Source organism: Algibacter sp. TI.3.09 (assembly GCF_038154905.1).
GTDB lineage: Bacteria > Bacteroidota > Bacteroidia > Flavobacteriales > Flavobacteriaceae > Algibacter.
The window spans coordinates 1-22,523 of record NZ_JBAKAN010000010.1; the positions used below are offsets into that span (position 1 = coordinate 1).

Genomic DNA, 22,523 nt, shown 5'->3' on the forward strand with positions numbered 1-22,523 from the left:
TCCATCAGGATCTGAATCTGCTAAACCACCATTTGCTACTAACGGGTCGATGGTTACTGCGCCTGCCGCATTAGCTAAGCTCTCATCATTCTCTGCTGTTGGTGATTCGATAACGTAATCTACTGTTGCCATTGCTGTATCACTTAAGCCTGTTTGGGTTTCTGTTAAAGTATACTCAATTGGGGTTGGATCGTTTGTGAAACCTGTTTCTGGTGTGAATGTTAAATCATCCGTTGCTGGATCGTAAACCCATGTTCCTTCGTTTGGTACCACTAAGGTTAATGGATCACCGTCACCATCTGAATCTGTTGGGTCGATTGCAATTACTGCATTCCCCGTAACTGGCGTCGTATCGACTACACTGCCATCACTTAATGTATCATTCCCTGAGATGTTTGGTATAATAGCATCGGTTCCTGTCACTTGGTTAGCAACACTATTGTCTTCAGCTACTGGTGGTACTTCATCATAAGTTACCGTGATATTCGCTGCATTTGATGTATTACCCTCTGCATCTTCTACTGTATATGTAATCGCTGTTGGATCCGTGGTGAAACCTACTTCTGGTGTAAAAGTTAATACGCCTGAGGTATCTACACTCCATGTCCCTTCGTTTGGAACGACTAAAGTCGTCTCTTGAGTGCCTGGAGTTGATGGATCTAAATCTATTGTACTTGCTACAATCGTATCGCCATTAGTATCGTCTGATACAATATTGAATACTGCTGGACTACCTACTGTATTGCCATTGCTTACATTATCTTCTGCTACTGGTAAATAATCGATTGTAACCGTCGCATCATTAGATTGATTGCCATCATTATCTTCTACATTATAACTGATAACCGTTGGGTCTTCTGTAAATGTTGTTAATGGTGTAAAAGTGATTGCTCCTGTAGTTTCATCTACACTCCATGTTCCTTCGTTTGGTACTGCGAAACTTGTAATGTCGCCATTAGCATCCGTTACGATACTTGTTGCGCCTACTGGTGCTACTAAACTTACCGTTGTTGCATCTAATTCTCCATCAGGATCTGAATCTGCTAAACCACCATTTGCTACTAACGGGTCGATGGTTACTGCGCCTGCCGCATTAGCTAAGCTCTCATCATTCTCTGCTGTTGGTGATTCGATAACGTAATCTACTGTTACCGTTGCTGTATCACTTAAACCTGTTTGGGTTTCTGTTAAGGTATATTCTATTGGGGTTGGATCGTTTGTGAAACCTGCTTCTGGTGTGAATGTTAATGTATCTGCTACTGGATCGTAAACCCATGTTCCTTCGTTTGGTACCACTAAGGTTAATGGATCGCCATCACCATCTGAATCTGTTGGATCTAGACTAATTACAGCGTTTCCTGTTAATGGTGTGGTATCGACTACACTGCCATCACTTAAAGTATCATTCCCTGAGATGTTTGGTATAATAGCATCAGTTCCTGTCACTTGGTTAGCAACACTATTGTCTTCAGCTACTGGTGGTACTTCATCATAAGTTACCGTGATATTCGCTGCATTTGATGTATTACCCTCTGCATCTTCTACTGTATATGTAATCGCTGTTGGATCCGTGGTGAAGCCTACTTCTGGTGTAAAAGTTAATACGCCTGATGCATCTACACTCCATATCCCTTCGTTTGGAACGACTAAAGTCGTCTCTTGAGTGCCTGGAGTTGATGGATCTAAATCTATTGTACTTGCTACAATCGTATCGCCATTAGTATCGTCTGATACAATATTGAATACTGCTGGACTACCTACTGTATTGCCATCGCTTACATTATCTTCTGCTACTGGTAAATAATCGATTGTAACCGTTGCATCATTAGATTGATTGCCATCATTATCTTCTACATTATAGCTGATAACCGTTGGGTCTTCTGTAAATGTTGATAATGGCGTGAAAGTGATTGCTCCTGTGGTTTCATCTACACTCCATGTTCCTTCGTTTGGTACTGCGAAACTTGTAATATCGCCATTAGCATCCGTTACGATACTTGTTGCGCCTACTGGCGCTACTAAACTTACCGTTGTTGGATCTAATTCTCCATCAGGATCTGAATCTGCTAAACCACCATTTGCTACTAATGGGTCGATGGTTACTGCGCCTGCCGCATTGGCTAAGCTCTCATCATTCTCTGCTGTTGGTGATATAGCATCATAATCTACTGTTGCCGTTGCTGTATCACTTAAGCCTGTTTGAGTTTCTGTTAAAGTATACTCAATTGAAGTTGGATCATTGGTATAATTAGATGTAAATCCATCTACTATAGTTTCTGGAGTAAAAACAAGCTCACCAGTTGATGTATTATAGTTCCAAGTTCCTTCGCCTGGTACCACTAAGACATCTTGATCTCCTGCTGTGTTAGGGTCTAAATCTACTGTTGTATTTAATACTGTAGCTGTAGTTATTCCATCACCTAATAAATCATTAGATAAAATATTTATTGGTGTACTTGGTTGAGTAGTTGTATTACCTGAATTACTATCTACATTAGCTACTGGTGGCTCAATAACCACAATAGTTACTACCGCATCAGCACTACAATTTGTAGGGTTTAATTCCTCACAAATATTATAGCTAATTGTATATCGTCCTGCTGGTGTTCCTGCTGGCACACTAACATCTCCTGTTAATGGATCAACTTCTGGAACTATTCCTGTTGCTGGAACTGGTCCTGAACCTCCATCAAAAAACATTCCCGAGGTTAAATTAATATCTATTTTATTAATATCCGTTGCTGCCCCATTTAGAGTATCATCACCTGTACCCGCTAATATGTTACCCAAATTAGCGTTTCCATCTTCACTAAGTACTGGACTTGCAGTATAATCATCATTTGTAGCAACTATTGCTGGTGCCTCTACGACTACAGTTACTGTTGCATTACTACAATTACTTGAATTTCCTATTTCACAAATAGTATATGGAATAGAATATGTTCCTGCTGGTGTTCCTGCTGGTACACTTACATCTCCAGACGCACTAATAACTGGTGCTGTTCCTGTAATTGGATTACCATCTACGGTTGTAGGTGTTGGATAAGTTATCGCTACATCTGCTGTAGTAACAGGGCTTCCATTTAAAGAATCATCTCCTGTACCTGCTAGTATATTTCCAAGATTAGTATCTCCATTGAAACCATTGACTCCTGTATAACTATCATTTGTTGCCGCAATTACTAATGAATTAACAGAAACAGTAGCATCTAAAACATCTCCTGCTGTAAGTGTATCATCGGTATAATCTCCAGAAGCTGCAGTAGTTGTATTAGTAACTGTACCACTTGCCGCTTCTGCATTAATATTAGCTGTTATCTCTAGTGAAGCTAAACTTCCGCTAGCTATGTCTCCTATAGTCCATAGACCAGTAACACGATTATATGTTCCACTACTGTTATCACTTACATAAGTTACGTTACTTGGTAACACATCTGATAATGTAACATTCTTATCTACACTACTACCAATATTATTAACATTGATTGTAAACACAACATCTTGACCAATTGAAGCCGTAGTAGGTGAAACCGATTTTGTAGTTACTAAATCTGTAACACAATCTGTTATGGTGTATGCAATAGTTATCGCATCTGTTCTACAACCTGTAACTGTATTTTCTACGGTTGCATATATATTACCTGTTCCTGCAGGATACAACTCTGTTGATGTCCAAATACCACTTGTATTTGGTAAATTGGCTGGTGTTGTTAACGCTGCATTTTTCCAAATTTTAATAATTTCATCATCACTTAAAGTGTTCCCAAATGTTACTGATAAATATTCATCTGAACATATTTCTAGTTCGCTAGAAGATATTACTGGATCTTCTATATATCCAACAGTAACATCTACTGTATCTGTCGAAGTACATCCTCCAGGACGTGTAATTTCCACTTGATATGTAAAGGTTGTTGTTGCCGTTAATTTTGGCCCTCCATAAACGAAGTTTGGTTGAGCTGTTGTTGGAGCATCTAAATACGTAATATCATCAGTTGCTGTTAACCCTGTCCATACATAAGTATAATCTGGGTTATTAGGCGAACCTAACTCAACACTACTACCTGCATAAGCTTCGCAAACTGGCACATTTGAACCTCCAATACCAGTTAACACACTTGGTGAGCCCATACTTACACTTGCCGGCACACAAATACAAGGATTTTCGTCTACCTTCATTACTAATAAAATATTACAAGCTTGTGCTGGAGTAGCTGTAAACTGAATACTTTCTGTAATTGACCCTCCAGCCGGTATAGCTGAAGTAATAATATGACTACCTAATTCTAAATCGCCAGCATCATAAACACCATCTAGATTCACATCAAAATATGCTCCTATAGTTGCTGGTGCAGTTACCTCAACAACTGAAGTGTTATCAATTGTAAAGTCTGCTGTTATTAGCTCATCTAAAACAGTTACACTTCCTATTGCAGAATCTAAATTAATAACAACTGCTGCTTTTTTAATATCTAAAGATTCGCTAGACGTACCAGTAGCAATTAAATTCCCACCACAAGACAAGCCTCCACAGCTAGCCCCTGTATCATTTTGAATATATGCAAGGTAACTTACTGTAGCATCCTCTTCGCAATATCCCGCATCTGGTATGATATCGAATTCGAATTCAGTTTGATCTTGGTCGAACAAGCCTGAAGGATATTTAACAATTAATTCATTAGGCGTTGAACTTACATATGTTAAAACATTAGCTCCAAGATTAACAAACGACCCATCTACATATGTTACTCCCGTTGGTAACACCACTCTTCCGTAATCAAAATCGCCAGTGCTAGCACCAGGGCTAGACGGTAATTCTGAAATTGTTGTAAAAATATTAATTGTTTCTTGAGATGAACAACCATCAATATGTCCTCCATCAGGATTTGCAAAATCTGGTAAAGATATTGTTGATAAAGCATCGTAAGTAGCATCTAAGTCTATTATTTCAATTCCGTTTGATACCGACTTACTACCACTACCAACAGTTGATTCTCCACAAGGCACATCTCCAGAGACTGTAAAAGTTAACGGTGAATTAGAAACAAAATCACATGTTGTTTGCAACGTATATCGAACAACTACCTTTCTATCATTTATAGATGGTCCAACAGCTCCTGTACCAGGAATACCTCCATAAAAAGGAGTCATTGCTGAATGAACAATAGGAGAAACATAAGTATCACCTCCAGATATTGTGCTCACTAAGTCTTCCCAGTTATTACTACCCGCAGGATACTCAGCTTCAATCTTTGTTATACTTACTGCACTTGCTCCATTAAACAGAGTTAATGATGATTCTGGATTAATAGTTGTCGCTACTTGAGCACTACTATATTCAACATCATAAATAATAGTATCACACATTGCGAAAGGACCTACTGGTTGAGGCTCAGCTATAGTTTGCTGTACTTGGCCAGCCGCAGGTTGTAATGTTAATTGTACAGTATTATCATAACAAACCGATGACACATCTCCATAGTTTGTTGGGTATGCATCACAATCCCAACCTAAACTAAAATCTACAGGAACATCTGTACAACTAGTATAAGTTGCACTAATTCTAATATCTTTTGTTTCTCCTGCATCTAAATTACCTATTTCTACATAACTGTCGTCTCCAACTTGTACAATATTTAATGGTGTTAAAGAAGAAGTAATATCTTCCGCCCCTACTATGGTTATATTAGAATTTGCAGGTATTTTAATCCAGTTAAAACCAACATCTCCAGTAGAAGAACTGTTGTTAACTACTCTAAGATCAAAATCTGCTTCAGGACCAAACCCTACAATAATAGCACTTGATAAAGGCTGAAAAATAAAAGTTGGTTTTGTGTAATATAATCTTGCTGACGGTGTTCTTGTTAATAACTGTTCCGGCAAAGGCGTTTCGGTATAAGCCATATGCTGAACAATACTTGTAGATGTTATAATAGGAATAGGTAATCCTTCCGAAGCATCTTTTAATTCACAGCTACCTTTTACTAGCACCTGCATTCTATAACTAACAGATGATGTTTGATTCTGATCTCTGTATCCAGCCGCTCTATTTGGTGTTACCGTGTAAGTATTAACTCCTGGTGTACCAAGCGCTGGAGAAATATCTAATTCTCCAGTGCTTACATAAAAATAGCCTTCATTATTATATTGTCTAACATCCAATATTTTCGCTCCATCAGGAATTGTAATTTCTGTAGACTGAATCATGGTAGTTGGTCTATATTCTCCAGTATGTAAATGTGGTGAATTTGAACGCGTATAATCATTTATAAGGTTTGCCCAAACTTCAGCACAATACTCAAATGTACTATTTGCAACTCCGTAAGATAAATTATCAGGTCTTAAGTAAGCTACTTGGTCTCCCCAATCAAAACAGCTTAGTCTTTCATTTGGTATACCATCATTATCATTATCATTTGCTACATTACTTGTACTTCCTGTTAAGGTTTCATCAACATAATATCGACCTCTAAACCCTGATAAAATGTGGTATCCAAAATTAGTATAAGTATCTGTAGTAAATTTATATTTAAAATTCACTTCAAACGTGTCTTGATCATCTATTAATCCTCCAACTATAGGATCTGAAAGCGCACTCGACAAATCATAATCTAATGTATGAGTATTACCACTAGAAGTGACAATAGGTGCACTTACCGGTAACTCTAATGTTGTACTACCTCCAAATTTATTAATTACAATGGTACCAGAAATAAACTCTATATCATTTGCTCCAGCTGTTAACCCATCTGTAGTATAATTTTGTATAAAATGTAAGTTATCTGATGATAAGTTAGACATAAACCCAGAGGTTTCTACCACCATTTCATCTCCTGCTAAATATTTATCTAGTTCATAAACAGGTGAACCATCAGGATTCGTACTTGTTAAATCTACTTTAGAAGTCATCGTATTATCTGCCCAACCTGCTGTAATTCTATAGGCATCTAAACCTGTAATATTTGGACCAGCACAAGGCGGATTACATGAATGTTCTATAATTGGTTCGAAGTTCCCACAATGAATATCTCTTTCAAACACTAGGTTTCCTCCAGGAGCATCGTATAATTTTAAACTGGTTTCATAAGAAATATTAATAACGCTAGTAACACCTCCTAATTCCAACTCTGTACAATTCATCACAAGAGGAAAACGTGCAAAAAAATCGCTAAACTCTCTAAGTGTAAAACCACTTAAAATATCTGTTGAAGTATAAGAAATAACATTAGTACCAGCTCCTGGTAAACCAACAGTATAAGTACCATTTGCCTGACTAAATTCTGGAGGTGATCCTGCAACTAAATCTACACCTCTAGGGACTTCTATAGATACTGTAAACTCACTATCTCCGTTACTATTAATCATAGCATGATCATTATGATTAAAGTTTGAATACAAATAAGGCCTTAAAGCTACCTCAAAAGGCACAAGCTCCTCTATATCTGTATCCTGCTCAAAAACCGTAGCATTATTATAATCTCTAATAAAGTTATTATACCCTAAATCTACACCTTCAGTTGGTCTTGCAGAATCACATTGATCTTTGGTAAGCGCATCAACAAATACATGTTCCCATTGCATATAATCAAACCGGCCTGTACCACAATTATTATCTCGAGGCAAAACCTCATAATCAAATTCAATTACAAAAGAATCTCCCGGAGCAAGATCGTCATAATAATTATCTCCATCAATATCTTGCAAGCCGCCTACACCATCAACATCTACATTTATATTGGTATTTGGCAACAATGCATGAGTTGAAGTAGTGGATGTAGAAGAATTATCTGACCCCCAATCTTCCGGTGTGAACGGAACCTGAACAGTTTCACTACCTAATGAAAAGTTACTAAAAGATCTAACATTATACCTAGTAGTTCCCCAGTGCGGGTTGTTATTATAGCTAGTAGTTCCAGATTGACTATTTGAACCCAGAGCTACATTAATTAAAATATCTTTTGCAAAACCAGCAGCCGAAGTTGCTGAAGCCGTATTAGTTATTTTTAACCTGATATGGTTTACACCTGATATGTTTCGATGATTTTCTAAAATATCAATATCTAATTCTGGATTATTGGCACCAAACAAAACATTTCCTTCTGTAATTTTTGATGATTGACAAGTCCACTCTACCTGATGTTGAATACCCGTATCTATACAATCTTTTAAAGTAAAACTCTCTTCAAAAACCAAAGACTCTCCTGCATCAAAAAAACCATTTCCATCCTCAAAACCAGGATTTCCTCCACTATAATTAGGGTTAGATGATAAATTAACAATGTAAGTATTTGTTGTTACCCCCGCGCCATCTGTACTGGTTGTGCTAGGAGGAATAACATTTCCTAAGTAAGAAAAAGAATACGCATTAACACTAGACCCTAATTTAACAGTATGCAATACTTCTTGAACTCCTGCATTACCCCCATTAAAATCGGTTACTTCTCTGGTATGAACAAAAGAACCGACGGTACCATTTACTGGTGTTATATTACTTATAGATACAGAAGCTGCCAATAAATCATAATTAGCTAACAAAGCATTGGTGTCTGTTGCTGTTTGAACACCCGGGAAGCCTGTTTTTACATAGCTAATTTCTGCTGTATCCTTAAATGTATTTCCGTCTTCTTTATAAGTAACAGCAGCACAACCAGCAGTTCTTTCGAAAGTAAATTGAATATAATCCCCTGCATCCCATAATTCTGTTTCTATTCCATTATTGAATATGGAAAATATAGGTGCATTTAAATCACTTATATCATCCTCTGCTAAAACATATACATTAGCTGAAGGCTGAACAGTAACATTATTATTATCAGTAATAGCAAAAGATGAAGGCGTATAAAGCACACCTGGAGGCAATTGAACCTTAACCCTGATAGAATGTAATTGCTGAGGCGCACCTTTTATAGATTGCACTATAATCTCATTTGATGTTCCCAACGTTTTTAAAGCTTCAACAGAATTTTGTTGCCCGCTTACATACACTAACCTTACATCGCCGTTATTATTATCGGAACCACCTGCTCCAAATTGAGCAAATACAGAAGTAAGTGTAAACATAAAAAAAGCTAAGAACAACATCATGTTTCTAGCTTGTTTTTGGTTAACCTTATCGAATTTTAAGGATTGTAATTTTGATTTCATATTTATTATCTATTAAATAATTTATTATTTAGGGAAAGAGCTTTAATTCTGCTTGCCTTATACTGTACTCTTAATTTTAGTGTATTTTAAACTGTAGATTTTTGGCATGTTTTTAAGATTAAGAAAACATCTTAAAATATTACCGCGCACAAAATACATGTAAATCATACCACAAAAATACATTTGCCTAATAGATTTTTCTAACTCAAAAAAAACAATAGAATACCTCAAAACGGACATTTCATCGATGTTATCACTTTTTTTAGACACGAACACCACAATTAACCCTATTTGCCTTGTTAAATAAATCACAATTATTTGTTTGGTAATTTGAACAATATTTTTAACTTGTTGCTGTAAAGCAGGAGCTACATTTTATTGAAGTAAAAAATATAAAACTGATATTAATGTGACTTACACAAACAAAATTGTGTCTTACGAAAAAAGCAATAATCTTGAGAACTTCAAAACATAACATTGATAGCGACAATTTTGATTTCATAGCCTATTTAAACCCAAATAGCCAACCTGAATATGTAGAGATAGAAGGTTTAAAAATCAAGATTTTAATTATAGAAGATGATTTGAGAATAAATCAAAATTACGACGAAATTCTAAGTCCTAATTTCGATTTTGTTTTTTCATTTAATAGCTTACAAGCTTTAGAAAGAACAAACCAAAATCAGTTTAATTTGATTTTACGCAATGCTATAAAACCTATAGTAAATGGTAAAATATTAAAAAAAGAAGTTCTTAATTTCTCAAAAGACGTTTATAATGATAATGAAATTATTCCTGTTTTAGTTATTACCACTAAAGATATAAAAAATGAAAGCTTAGAAGATTTAAACATGAACAACTATGTTATAAAGCTTTCTGATCAAAAAAAAATAATATCTAAAATAAAGCTTTACACCAATAACGCAGACTCTTCTATAAAGGTTACAAAAAAGAAAAGCAACACCTTCCATGCTATACTAGATCTTATAAAAATTAACCTCTCTAAAGAAGATTTCAATGTTAATTTACTATCTCATAAAACAGGTTATAGCCAAAGACAATTATCTAGAATTGTAAAAGCAGAAACAAACAAAACGCCGGTAAAGCTAATATTAGAATTGCGCCTTAAAAAAGCATACGAATTACTATCTACCGATAAGAATATAAAAATAAAAGAAGTACAATATAGTATTGGCATAAATAGCTCATCTTACTTTAGTAAAAAGTTTAAAGAACAATTTGGTTATACGCCAAGCGATTTCTCAAACGCATCTTAGTTTTAGAATCTTTAGTTTATTATCCCCTTAAACATTACTTATCTTTAAATATCAATGGTGTTAAAAAACACCTCTTTTCTACATAAAGCATACCTTATAATCTAACCCAACTTAAACCTTTTGCATATTCCCCAATATTAAAACGTTAAAAGGACAGCAAAAACTAGATAAAAAATTAGATAAATGCAAAAAAGTCTTATATTTGCACGCTTGAAAGAAAAACTTTCAAGCTTACATAACAATCATTTACAATAATATTAGAATGTATTTATCTAAAGAAGAGAAACAAGAAATGTTTGCCAAACATGGCAAAAACAAAAGCGATACTGGTTCTGCAGAAGGACAAATTGCCTTATTTACACAAAGAATTGAGCACTTAACTCAACACTTAAAAAAGAATCGTAAAGATTACAACACTGAGCGTTCTTTAGTAATGTTAGTAGGTAAAAGAAGAAGCTTACTTGATTATTTAATCAAGAAAGATATCTTAAGATATCGTGCTATAGTAAAAGAATTAGGATTAAGAAAATAATCTCAATAAAAAAACCACGCTTTTCAGCGTGGTTTTTTGTTATATATTAACTCGATTTGAACGAGTATAAATTTCAAATTATAAGAAGCTAGATCCCAAAACGAGTTTGGGACAAAAAGTTTTTCATTGGTCGCACACACAACAACTACACACAACAACACAACGACCATTGTTTAACATAATTTGAGTATATTGTATGCTCGAATTACAAGAAAAAATTTATGATTCCAAAAGTGTTTAAAGAGGTTATTGACCTTGGGGACGGTAGAGAAATCTCTATTGAAACCGGAAAATTAGCAAAACAGGCCCATGGTTCTGTTGTTGTTCAATCTGGAAAATGTATGTTACTATGTACAGTTGTTTCCAATTACAAACAAAGTGATGTTGACTTTTTACCTTTAACGGTAGATTATCGCGAAAAATTTGCTGCAGCTGGGCGTTATCCTGGTGGTTTCTTCAAGAGAGAAGCAAGACCTAGTGATGGCGAAGTTTTAACTATGCGTTTAGTGGATCGTGTATTACGTCCATTATTCCCAAAAGATTATCACGCAGAAACACAAGTAATGATTCAGTTAATGTCTCATGATGATGATGTTATGCCAGAAGCTATGGCTGGATTAGCTGCTTCTGCTGCTATTCAATTATCAGATTTACCATTCGAATGCGCAATCTCTGAAGCTAGAGTTGCACGTGTTAATGGTGAATTTGTAATTAACCCAACTAGAGCTCAATTAGCAGAATCTGACTTAGAGATGATGATTGGTGCTTCTGCCGATTCGGTTATGATGGTTGAAGGTGAGATGGATGAAATTTCTGAAGAAGAAATGGCAGACGCTATCAAATTTGCTCACGAAGCAATTAAAGTACAAATTGATGCACAATTGCGTTTAGCGGAAGCTTTTGGTAAAAAAGAAGTTCGTGAATACACAACTGCAGAAGTTAACGAAGATTTACAAAAAAGAATACACGAATTAGCATACGATAAATGTTACGCAATTGCAAAGAAGGGAACTTCTAAAGCAGAACGTAGCGCAGCATTTGCTGAAGTAAAAGAAGAAGTTAAAGCATCTTTTACTGAAGAAGAAATGGCAGAATTTGGACACCTTGTTGGAGGATACTACAGCAAAGCAGAAAAAGAAGCAGTACGTGAATTAACATTAAGCGAAGGTTTACGTTTAGACGGAAGAAAGACTGATGAAATTAGACCAATATGGTGTGAGGTAGATTACCTACCTTCTACTCACGGTTCTTCTATCTTCTCTCGTGGAGAAACTCAAGCATTAGCTACAGTAACTTTAGGAACATCTAGAGATGCTAACAAAATAGATATGCCATCTTACGAAGGTGAAGAGAATTTCTATTTACATTACAACTTCCCTCCTTTTTGTACAGGTGAAGCTAGACCATTAAGAGGAACATCTCGTAGAGAAGTTGGTCATGGTAACTTAGCGCAACGTGGTTTAAAAGGAATGATTCCTGCAGATTGTCCTTACACTGTACGTGTTGTATCTGAAGTATTAGAATCTAACGGTTCTTCTTCTATGGCAACAGTATGTGCTGGAACAATGGCTTTGATGGATGCTGGTGTTAAAATGAAACGCCCTGTTTCTGGTATTGCTATGGGATTAATTTCTGATGGTGATCGTTACGCCGTATTATCTGATATTTTAGGTGATGAAGATCACTTAGGAGATATGGATTTTAAAGTAACTGGTACTTCTGAAGGTATTACAGCTTGCCAAATGGATATTAAAATTAAAGGATTAAGCTACGAAATTTTAGTGAATGCACTAAAACAAGCTCGCGAAGGTCGTTTACATATCTTAGGTAAAATCACAGATACTATTGCTGCTCCTGCAGAAAGCGTTAAAGATCATGCGCCTACTATGGTAACGCGTCGTGTACCTAACGAATTTATTGGTGCTTTAATTGGACCTGGAGGAAAAGTGATTCAAGAAATGCAAAAAGAAACTGAGACTACTATCGTTATTAACGAAGACCCAGTGACTGAAGAAGGTATTGTTGAAATATTAGGTGTAGGTTCTAAAGGTATTGATGCTGTTATGGCAAAAATCGATTCTTTATTATTTAAACCAACTGTTGGTAATGTATATGAAGTAAAAGTAATTAAAATGTTAGATTTTGGTGCTGTTGTAGAATATATGGATGCACCAGGAAACGAAGTTTTATTACACGTAAGTGAATTGGCTTGGGAACGTACTGAAAATGTATCGGATGTAGTTAACATGGGCGATGTTTTTGATGTGAAGTATTTTGGACAAGATCCAAGAACACGCAAAGAGAAAGTATCTCGTAAAGCTATTTTACCAAAACCAGAAGGTTATGTTGCAAGACCACCAAGAGATGATAAACGTTCTGGTGGACGTGATAACAGAGGTGCTCGTGACAATAGAGGTCGTGACAACCGTCGTGATGACAGAAAACCAAGAGAAGATAAAAAAGAAGATTAATTTCTTTTAAAATCTATAATTACTAAAGCCTGTTTCAAAATATTGAAACAGGCTTTTTTCATGCTATAAAATCAAGATTATTTGAATATCACAGTAATGAATAAACGAACTTATTGATGCAAAAATTGATGCTAAATCTTATTTTAGTGATGCTCGATTGAACAACAAAAAAGTAATTATTGAAAGCACTGTTACAATAAGAATTGAAGACTAGATTACACCCCCTTTTCAAAGCCCATTATATACTCGTTATAATGGGCTTTTTTTTTGAATAAATAGAACATTTAACACTTCTAATTTATTTCCCCAAATTCCGAATTAATCAAAGAAAACAACCTCTTTATTAATTAATCACAACTAAACCTCAATTACACAAAACAACCCTCAATATTTACAATTTTCACGCCTTTTTTTTAAACTTATCTCATTGTTTACTTCTTCAATATTTAACAATTATGCTCGATTTTGACATTTATTTATTAAGAAAAATTCATTTTTCATACAAAAAATAATTAAATCGAAAACATCGACAAAAAACACTTTTTATTCGATAAAAAGCAAATTTTAAATACGGAATATTGTTTTTATCGATAAAATTCAATTTCTTTGTGTTGTAATGCGTTAAAAACCAAAATATTCCACTATAAAAATACTATAAGACAATACTTACACTGTAATATGCCTAAACAATTTTTTTTTGACTTTAATCGTTTTTACTTGTTAAAAGTGACATTTCGTAATTTACTGTGTCTATGTAATTGTACATTTGATTCCCCTTAAGAACAGAATTATGAAAACAAAACTACTTTTAATAGCTTCTCATCCCCTCTACGAAGAAGACTCAAAATAAAGACTCAAAAAATTACAAAGCAAAACTTACTGTTCAAAAAACTTAGAGGTAATAAACACACCGTCTAATTTTCTAAAAAACACTTAAGCTATTGCGCCTCAAAAAAACATATTCAATGTAATTTTAGATGTTACTGTTTTACCGAGTAAAAAGGTCACTTACAAAGACCATCTCTCAAGGTATTTTAAATCAGATAATTTATTATCAATTTTTATACCCAAACGAAGTATCCAGGTTAACTACATCCAAAACCATTTAGAAGAAAATTATTTATAGTTGCTTTAAAAATATTATTATGAAAGTAAATTACTTACCAAGATTAACATCACCAAATAAAGCGTTAACATTTATCGCTTTATTGTTGTTAGTATCGGTTTCATCATTTGCACAAATTGGTGTGCAATCTCCTTCCATTCGAGAGAATGTCACCTTTCAATGGTCGGACACACAAGATATCGATAACGATGGCACAATTTCAGACACTGAAAATAATCGCCCTGCAACAATCGCATCGATTACAGTAAATGGTGCTATTTACAACACATTCGCTGTACCATCAGGTTATCAGCTTACTAGATTAGGACCAGGCGGAAATGCAATAAATGAGATATTTGGAAATGGCCTTAGTGTTATTAAATCTAGTGCAACCGCAACATTCGACCCTACCGATAATACTCTATGGGATGATGCCGCGTTAGCAACTTTTGAATCTAAAAACCTTAACCGTTATTATACATCTAATGGTAATGGTGATAATATTTGTGGTAATTTTAATAAAGCCAACGGTATTAATGGATCTGCTGAAACAGATGCTCAAATGCAAACCCTTTTTTACGACCCAGCTTTACCTTCTAACGATGGAGGTATACTTGCTGTTACAGAAAGAGGTGGAAATAACTGTTTCTACATTCGCTTATTTGGAACACTTCCCGGAAGCACTGTGGAAGAATCACTTGGTGACACTTTTGTAAGAAGTTCTGCAGAATATAGAAACTATGGGTTTTCGGCACCAAGAAACAATGCTACCGATTATTGGTCATCGGGACGTGAACAAGATAATAATCAAGATATCGCAATTGCTCTTTTCAACTTAAACACAATTGCTCCTACAGGATCAAAAATATCAAGAATTAGATTTATTTCAGCCTCTAATGATGATGGTGACGGAAAGCTTTTTGTTTTACAACGTTACGCACAACCGCAAATCGATTTTGGATGTATTGATCAAGGCACATTTAATGGACAGATTGATAATTCATCAAGCGTTCCTGCAAATTCTACTTACGATTTAGTTTCTGGGCCTTCTCCAGCTGGTCTTGGGTTCAATTTAAACCCTGACGGATCTTACACTTATACGTCTTCTCCAAATTATGAAGGAAGCGTATCGTTTACATATAGAGTAAGACTTCCTGCTCCAAATGACGGTATTACAGATGCTAATACAGTAACCCTTACATTTAATACATTACCGGATGATCCTGCATTAGACATACTATGTAACGAAACTTCTGGAAAATATAATATAAATATTACAAGTCCTTTAGGTTCTCAATACGAATATAGCTCTAGTTTAGTTAATGGAGGTGCTTATCAAAGCTCTCCAAATTTTAGCGATTTAGGCCCCGGAACTTACAATTTTAGAATTAAAAATATTAATAGTGGTTGTGAAAGTAATATCATCTCTACAACTATAACTTCTGAAGATTTAGGAGCTGTTATTTCTAAAAACACATCTGTAGATTGCTTCGGCGAATCAACAGGAAGTATTGATCTTAATGTTAGTGGTGGTTATCCTCCATATACATATTCATGGAGTAACGGCGCTACAACTCAAGATTTAACAAATGTACCTGCCGGAAATTATAATGTTGATATCACAGATGCTTCTGGATGTACATTTACATTTGCTAGAGCTATTTTATTAGATCAACCCGATGCTTTAACAGCTAACGCGGCGCAAGATAGCCCAGTAGCTTGTTTTGGTGAATCTAACGGTTCGGCTACAGTAACCGCGGCTAATGGAAATGGGGGATATACTTATTTATGGGATAACGGGGAAACTGCTGCTACAGCAACTGCTTTAAACGCAGGTACACATACAGTAACGATTACTGATAGTAAAGGATGTAAACTTGAAAATATCAGTGTTACAATTACCCAACCAGATGCTATAACAGCCACCGCGACACAAGATAGCCCAGTTACTTGTTTTGGTGAATCTAACGGTTCAGCGATCGTTACTGCTACTGACGGAAATGGAGGATATACTTATTTATGGGATAACGGGGAAACTACTGCTACAGCAACTGCTTTAAACGCAGGTTCACATACAGTAACTATTACTGATAGTAAAGGATGTAAACTTGAAGACATCAGTGTTACAATTACTCAACCAAACGCAATAACAGCTAGCGCGGCGCAAGATAGCCCAGTAGCTTGTTTTGGTGAATCTAACGGTTCGGCTACAGTAACCGCGGCTAATGGAAATGGCGGATATACTTATTTATGGGATAACGGTGAAACTACTGCTACAGCAACTGCTTTAAACGCAGGTGCACATACAGTAACTATTACTGATAGTAAAGGATGTAAACTTGAAGACATCAGTGTTACAATTACTCAACCAAACGCAATAACAGCTAGCGCGGCACAAGATAGCCCAGCAGCTTGTTTTGGTGAATCTAACGGTTCGGCTACAGTAACTGCTGCTGACGGAAATGGTGGATATACTTATTTATGGGATAACGGTGAAACTACCGCTACAGCAACTGCTTTAAACGCAGGTGCACATACAGTAACTATTACTGATAGTAAAGGATGTAAACTTGAAGATATCAGTGTTACAATTACTCAACCAAATGCAATAACAGCTAGCGCGGCACAAGATAGCCCAGTAGCTTGTTTTGGTGAATCTAACGGTTCGGCTACAGTAACTGCTGCTAACGGAAATGGTGGATATACTTATTTATGGGATAACGGTGAGACTACCGCTACAGCAACTGCTTTAAACGCAGGTGCACATACAGTAACTATTACTGATAGTAAAGGATGTAAACTTGAAGACATCAGTGTTACAATTACTCAACCAAACGCAATAACAGCTAGCGCGGCACAAGATAGCCCAGTAGCTTGTTTTGGTGAATCTAACGGTTCGGCTACAGTAACTGCTTCGGGTGGAAATGGTAGCTTTACTTATTTATGGGATAACGGTGAAACTACCGCTACAGCAACTGCTTTAAACGCAGGTGAACATACAGTAACTATTACTGATAGTAAAGGATGTAAACTTGAAGATATCAGTGTTACAATTGCTCAACCAAATGCAATAACAGCTAGCGCGGCACAAGATAGCCCAGTAGCTTGTTTTGGTGAGTCTAACGGTTCGGCTACAGTAACTGCGACTAACGGAAATGGTGGATATACTTATTTATGGGATAACGGTGAAACTACCGCTACAGCAACTGCTTTAAACGCAGGTGCACATACAGTAACTATTACTGATAGTAAAGGATGTAAACTTGAAGACATTAGTGTTACAATTACTCAACCAAACGCAATAACAGCTAGCGCGGCACAAGATAGCCCAGTAGCTTGTTTTGGTGAATCTAACGGTTCGGCTACAGTAACTGCTGCTAACGGAAATGGTGGATATACTTATTTATGGGATAACGGTGAGACTACCGCTACAGCAACTGCTTTAAACGCAGGTGCACATACAGTAACTATTACTGATAGTAAAGGATGTAAACTTGAAGACATCAGTGTTACAATTACTCAACCAAACGCAATAACAGCTAGCGCGGCACAAGATAGCCCAGTAGCTTGTTTTGGTGAATCTAACGGTTCGGCTACAGTAACTGCTTCGGGTGGAAATGGTAGCTTTACTTATTTATGGGATAACGGTGAAACTACTGCAACAGCAACTGCCTTAAACGCAGGTGTACATACAGTAACGATTACTGATAGTAAAGGATGTAAACTTGAAAATGTTAGTGTTACAATTACTCAACCAACTGCAATAACAGCTTCAATAGCAACGGTAACCGATGTACTTTGTAACAGTGAAGCAACTGGAAGTATAGATATTACTGTAGTTGGTGGTACTGCTCCATACTCTTTTGTTTGGAATGACACTAATAACTCAACAACTGAAGATTTATCAAATGTTATCGCTGGTGCTTATAATGTAACAATTACAGATGCCAACGGATGTACAACTTCTATTGGTGATACAATTTCTGAACCTACTAGCCCACTTAGTTTAAACATAACTAAAATAGATGCTACTACAGCACAAGGATGTGCTAATGGTGAAGCAACAGCTATAGTTTCTGGTGGTACTCAAGGATATACTTACCAATGGAGTGCTTCTGCTGGTAATGTGACAACAGCTACTGCTACTAATTTATCAAATGGTACACACAGTGTTACTATTACAGATGCTAATAACTGTGAATTAACACAAAGTATTGTTATCGAATGCGTAAATACTTGTGATGCTGAAATCGCAATAACTAACGTTACTGATGTACTTTGTACTGGTGATGCTTCTGGAGCTGCAACAGTAACAGCAAACTCTGATGCTAACCCAAGTGCTACTTTTACATTTACTTGGTCTAACGGACAAATTGATTCGGGTGTAACATCAAGTACACTTAGTGCTATAAATGCTGGTGTATATTCTGTTAGCGTAGCTATCGACGGAACAGTTTGTCAAGCTGTGGAAGAAACTATTTCTATTACAGAGCCTAGTAACGCTTTAAATATTACAGCTACAACTACAGATGAATTAGGTCCAAATACTGGTGATGGTACTGCTAGTACTTCAACTACTGGTGGTGTAGAACCATATACATATTCTTGGTCACCTAATGGAGAAACTACTGATGCTATTACTGGACTTAGTGCTGGTGATTACACTGTAACCGTTACCGATGCTAATGGATGTACTGATAATACAACAGTAACGGTTAACCCAGGAAGTTGTCTTAACTTATCAGTAACAGGGACTTCTACTCCTGCTGTTTGTTTTGAAGAAAGCAATGGTAGTATTACTGCTACTGTAACTGGTGGTTCTGGAAACTTTACTTATGCTTGGGATACCATCTCAAATACAACTGCCGCAGTTAGCGATTTACCTGCTGGAGACTACACTATCACGGTAACAGATACGACAACATTATGTACTACAAGTACAACTATTACTATTAACGAACCTAATGTTTTAAGTTCTGCTATAGCAATATCTAACATATTATGTAAAGATGATGCTACTGGTTCTTTAGATTTAGCCGTTAATGGTGGTACTGCTCCGTATACATTTAATTGGGATAATGGTGATACAACTGAAGATCTAATTAATGTTATAGCAGGAACTTATTTTGTAACTATTACAGATGCTAATGGGTGTATCACTACAGACTCTGCAACTATTATTCAACCAGACTCTAATGTGTCTGCTTCAATAACAAATCAAACAAATGTAAATTGTTTTGGAAATGCTACTGCTGAAGTAACTGTAAAAGGAGATGGTGGTATAGCACCTTACTCATATTCTATTGATAATGGTGTTAATTACATTCTAGACGGAACCTTCAAAGATCTTGCTAACGGAAATTATACTGTTATCGTTTTAGATGCTAATGGATGTGCTTTTAATCAAGATATTATTATAACACAACCAGATGCTGAATTATCGGCTTCAATAGCAACGGTAACCGATGTACTTTGTAACAGTGAAGCAACTGGAAGTATAGATATTACTGTAGTTGGTGGTACTGCTCCATACTCTTTTGTTTGGAATGACACTAATAACTCAACAACTGAAGATTTATCAAATGTTATCGCTGGTGCTTATAATGTAACAATTACAGATGCCAACGGATGTACAACTTCTATTGGTGATACAATTTCTGAACCTACTAGCCCACTTAGTTTAAACATAACTAAAATAGATGCTACTACAGCACAAGGATGTGCTAATGGTGAAGCAACAGCTATAGTTTCTGGTGGTACTCAAGGATATACTTACCAATGGAGTGCTTCTGCTGGTAATGTGACAACAGCTACTGCTACTAATTTATCAAATGGTACACACAGTGTTACTATTACAGATGCTAATAACTGTGAATTAACACAAAGTATTGTTATCGAATGCGTAAATACTTGTGATGCTGAAATCGCAATAACTAACGTTACTGATGTACTTTGTACTGGTGATGCTTCTGGAGCTGCAACAGTAACAGCAAACTCTGATGCTAACCCAAGTGCTACTTTTACATTTACTTGGTCTAACGGACAAATTGATTCGGGTGTAACATCAAGTACACTTAGTGCTATAAATGCTGGTGTATATTCTGTTAGCGTAGCTATCGACGGAACAGTTTGTCAAGCTGTGGAAGAAACTATTTCTATTACAGAGCCTAGTAACGCTTTAAATATTACAGCTACATCTACAGATGAATTAGGTCCAAATACTGGTGATGGTACTGCTAGTACTTCAACTACTGGTGGTGTAGAACCATATACATATTCTTGGTCACCTAACGGAGAAACTACAGACGCTATTACAGGACTTAACGCTGGTGATTATACTGTAACCGTTACCGATGCTAACGGATGTACTGATAATACAACAGTAACCGTTAACCCTGGAAGTTGTCTTAACTTATCAGTAACTGGTGCTTCTACTCCTGCTGTTTGTTTTGGAGAAAGTAATGGTAGCATTACTGCTACTGTAACTGGTGGATCTGGAAACTTTACTTATGCTTGGGATACCATCTCAAATACAACTGCTACAGTTAGCGATTTACCTGCTGGAGATTATACTATCACTGTAACAGATACTACAACATTATGTACTACAAGTACAACTATTACTATTAACGAGCCTAATGTTTTAAGTTCGGCTATAGCAATCTCTAACATATTATGTAGAGATGATGCAACTGGTTCTTTAGATTTAGCTGTTAATGGTGGTACTGCTCCTTATACCTTTAATTGGGATAATGGAGATACAACTGAAGATTTAATTAATGTTATAGCAGGAACTTATTCTGTAACTATTACAGATGCAAATGGATGTATTACTACAGACGCTGCAACTATTATTCAACCAGACTCTAATGTATCTGTTACTATTAGTAATCAAACAGATATTGTATGTGAAGGTTTAGGTACAATAATAGCAGAAGCTACTGGAGGCATCAGTCCTTATTCTTATTCTATTGATGGCGGAACTAACTACCAAACAAATGGAACATTCTCTGATTTACCTGAAGCCAATTACACAATTACAGTAATCGATGCTAATGGGTGTAGTACAACAGTTACTACTGAAATCCTTATTAACTGTACAGATGCTATTGCAGATATCAACAACACATTCGTTGGGCAACCCGTAACTGGTAATGTATTAACCAACGATGAAGATTTCGAAGGTGATAACCAATCAGTAACGGCTAACACGCAACCTGCTAATGGTTCTGTGGTTGTTAATTCTGATGGAACATATACTTACACGCCTAATCCTGATTTTACTGGTGAAGATACTTTTGAGTATACAATCTGTGATGATGGTAATCCTCAAGCTTGTGATACAGCTACAGTTTATATCGAAGTATTACCGGTAAGTGGTCCTGATAACGAAGCGCCTATTGCCAATGCAGATACAACTACAACGCCAGAAGGAACTCCAATTTCAATCCCTGTGATTGCAAATGATTTTGATCCTGATGGTGATGCTATTTCTGTAACAGAAACTACAACGCCTGATAACGGAACAGTAACACTGAATCCTGATGGAACAATTACTTATACACCTAATGATGGTTTCATTGGTGAGGATACATTCACTTATACCATTTGTGATGATGCGAATCCTGCACTTTGTGATACCGCTACGGTTACAGTAACGATTCAACCTACAGATTCTCCGAACACAACTAATGCTAATGATGATGCATACACAACAACTCCGGATGCTGTGATCTCACAAAACGTTTTAGTTAATGATAATGATGTTGAAAATGATAACCAAACAGTAACGGCTAACACAAACCCAAATAACGGTACGGTAACAGTAGCGCCTAACGGTGACTTTACCTATACACCAAACCCTGGTTTTGTTGGAACAGATATGTTTACGTATACCATTTGTGATGATAATGCAGATCAAGCTTGTGATACAGCTACCGTTTACATTACTGTTGGTGGTATTGAAAACACAACAGATGCTATTGCTGATATCA

5 protein-coding genes are annotated in these 22,523 nt (G+C 36.1%); 4 read left to right on the top strand and 1 reads right to left on the bottom strand.

Annotated features, from left to right (window positions below; all coding sequences use genetic code 11):
• Positions 1-9,144: Ig-like domain-containing protein (locus V6246_RS17780; protein ID WP_341561791.1), on the bottom strand; the 9,144-nt coding region annotated here is incomplete at its 3' end.
• Positions 9,145-9,599: 455 nt separating this feature from the next.
• Between V6246_RS17780 and V6246_RS17785 the strand changes: the two genes are divergently transcribed.
• From V6246_RS17785 to V6246_RS17800, 4 genes are all read left to right on the top strand, one after another.
• The gene (locus V6246_RS17785; protein WP_341561792.1) at positions 9,600-10,421 is read left to right on the top strand and encodes an AraC family transcriptional regulator; all 822 of its coding nucleotides are present in this window, start codon (positions 9,600-9,602) and stop codon (positions 10,419-10,421) included.
• A gap of 262 nt (positions 10,422-10,683) precedes the next feature.
• Complete coding sequence (gene rpsO / locus V6246_RS17790; protein ID WP_042501638.1) at positions 10,684-10,953, top strand: 30S ribosomal protein S15; 270 nt, start codon at positions 10,684-10,686, stop codon at positions 10,951-10,953.
• Between the two features lie 221 nt (positions 10,954-11,174).
• Positions 11,175-13,424, top strand: a complete 2,250-nt coding sequence (locus V6246_RS17795) for a polyribonucleotide nucleotidyltransferase (protein WP_341561793.1) — start codon at positions 11,175-11,177, stop codon at positions 13,422-13,424.
• 1,145 nt (positions 13,425-14,569) lie between these two features.
• Positions 14,570-22,523: Ig-like domain-containing protein (locus V6246_RS17800; RefSeq protein WP_341561794.1), on the top strand; the 7,954-nt coding region annotated here is incomplete at its 3' end.

Coding starts and splice junctions, on each gene's coding strand:
- V6246_RS17795 (WP_341561793.1), top strand. CDS start 11,175: ATGATTCCAAAAGTGTTTAAAGAGGTTATTGACCTTGGGGACGGTAGA.
- rpsO (WP_042501638.1), top strand. CDS start 10,684: ATGTATTTATCTAAAGAAGAGAAACAAGAAATGTTTGCCAAACATGGC.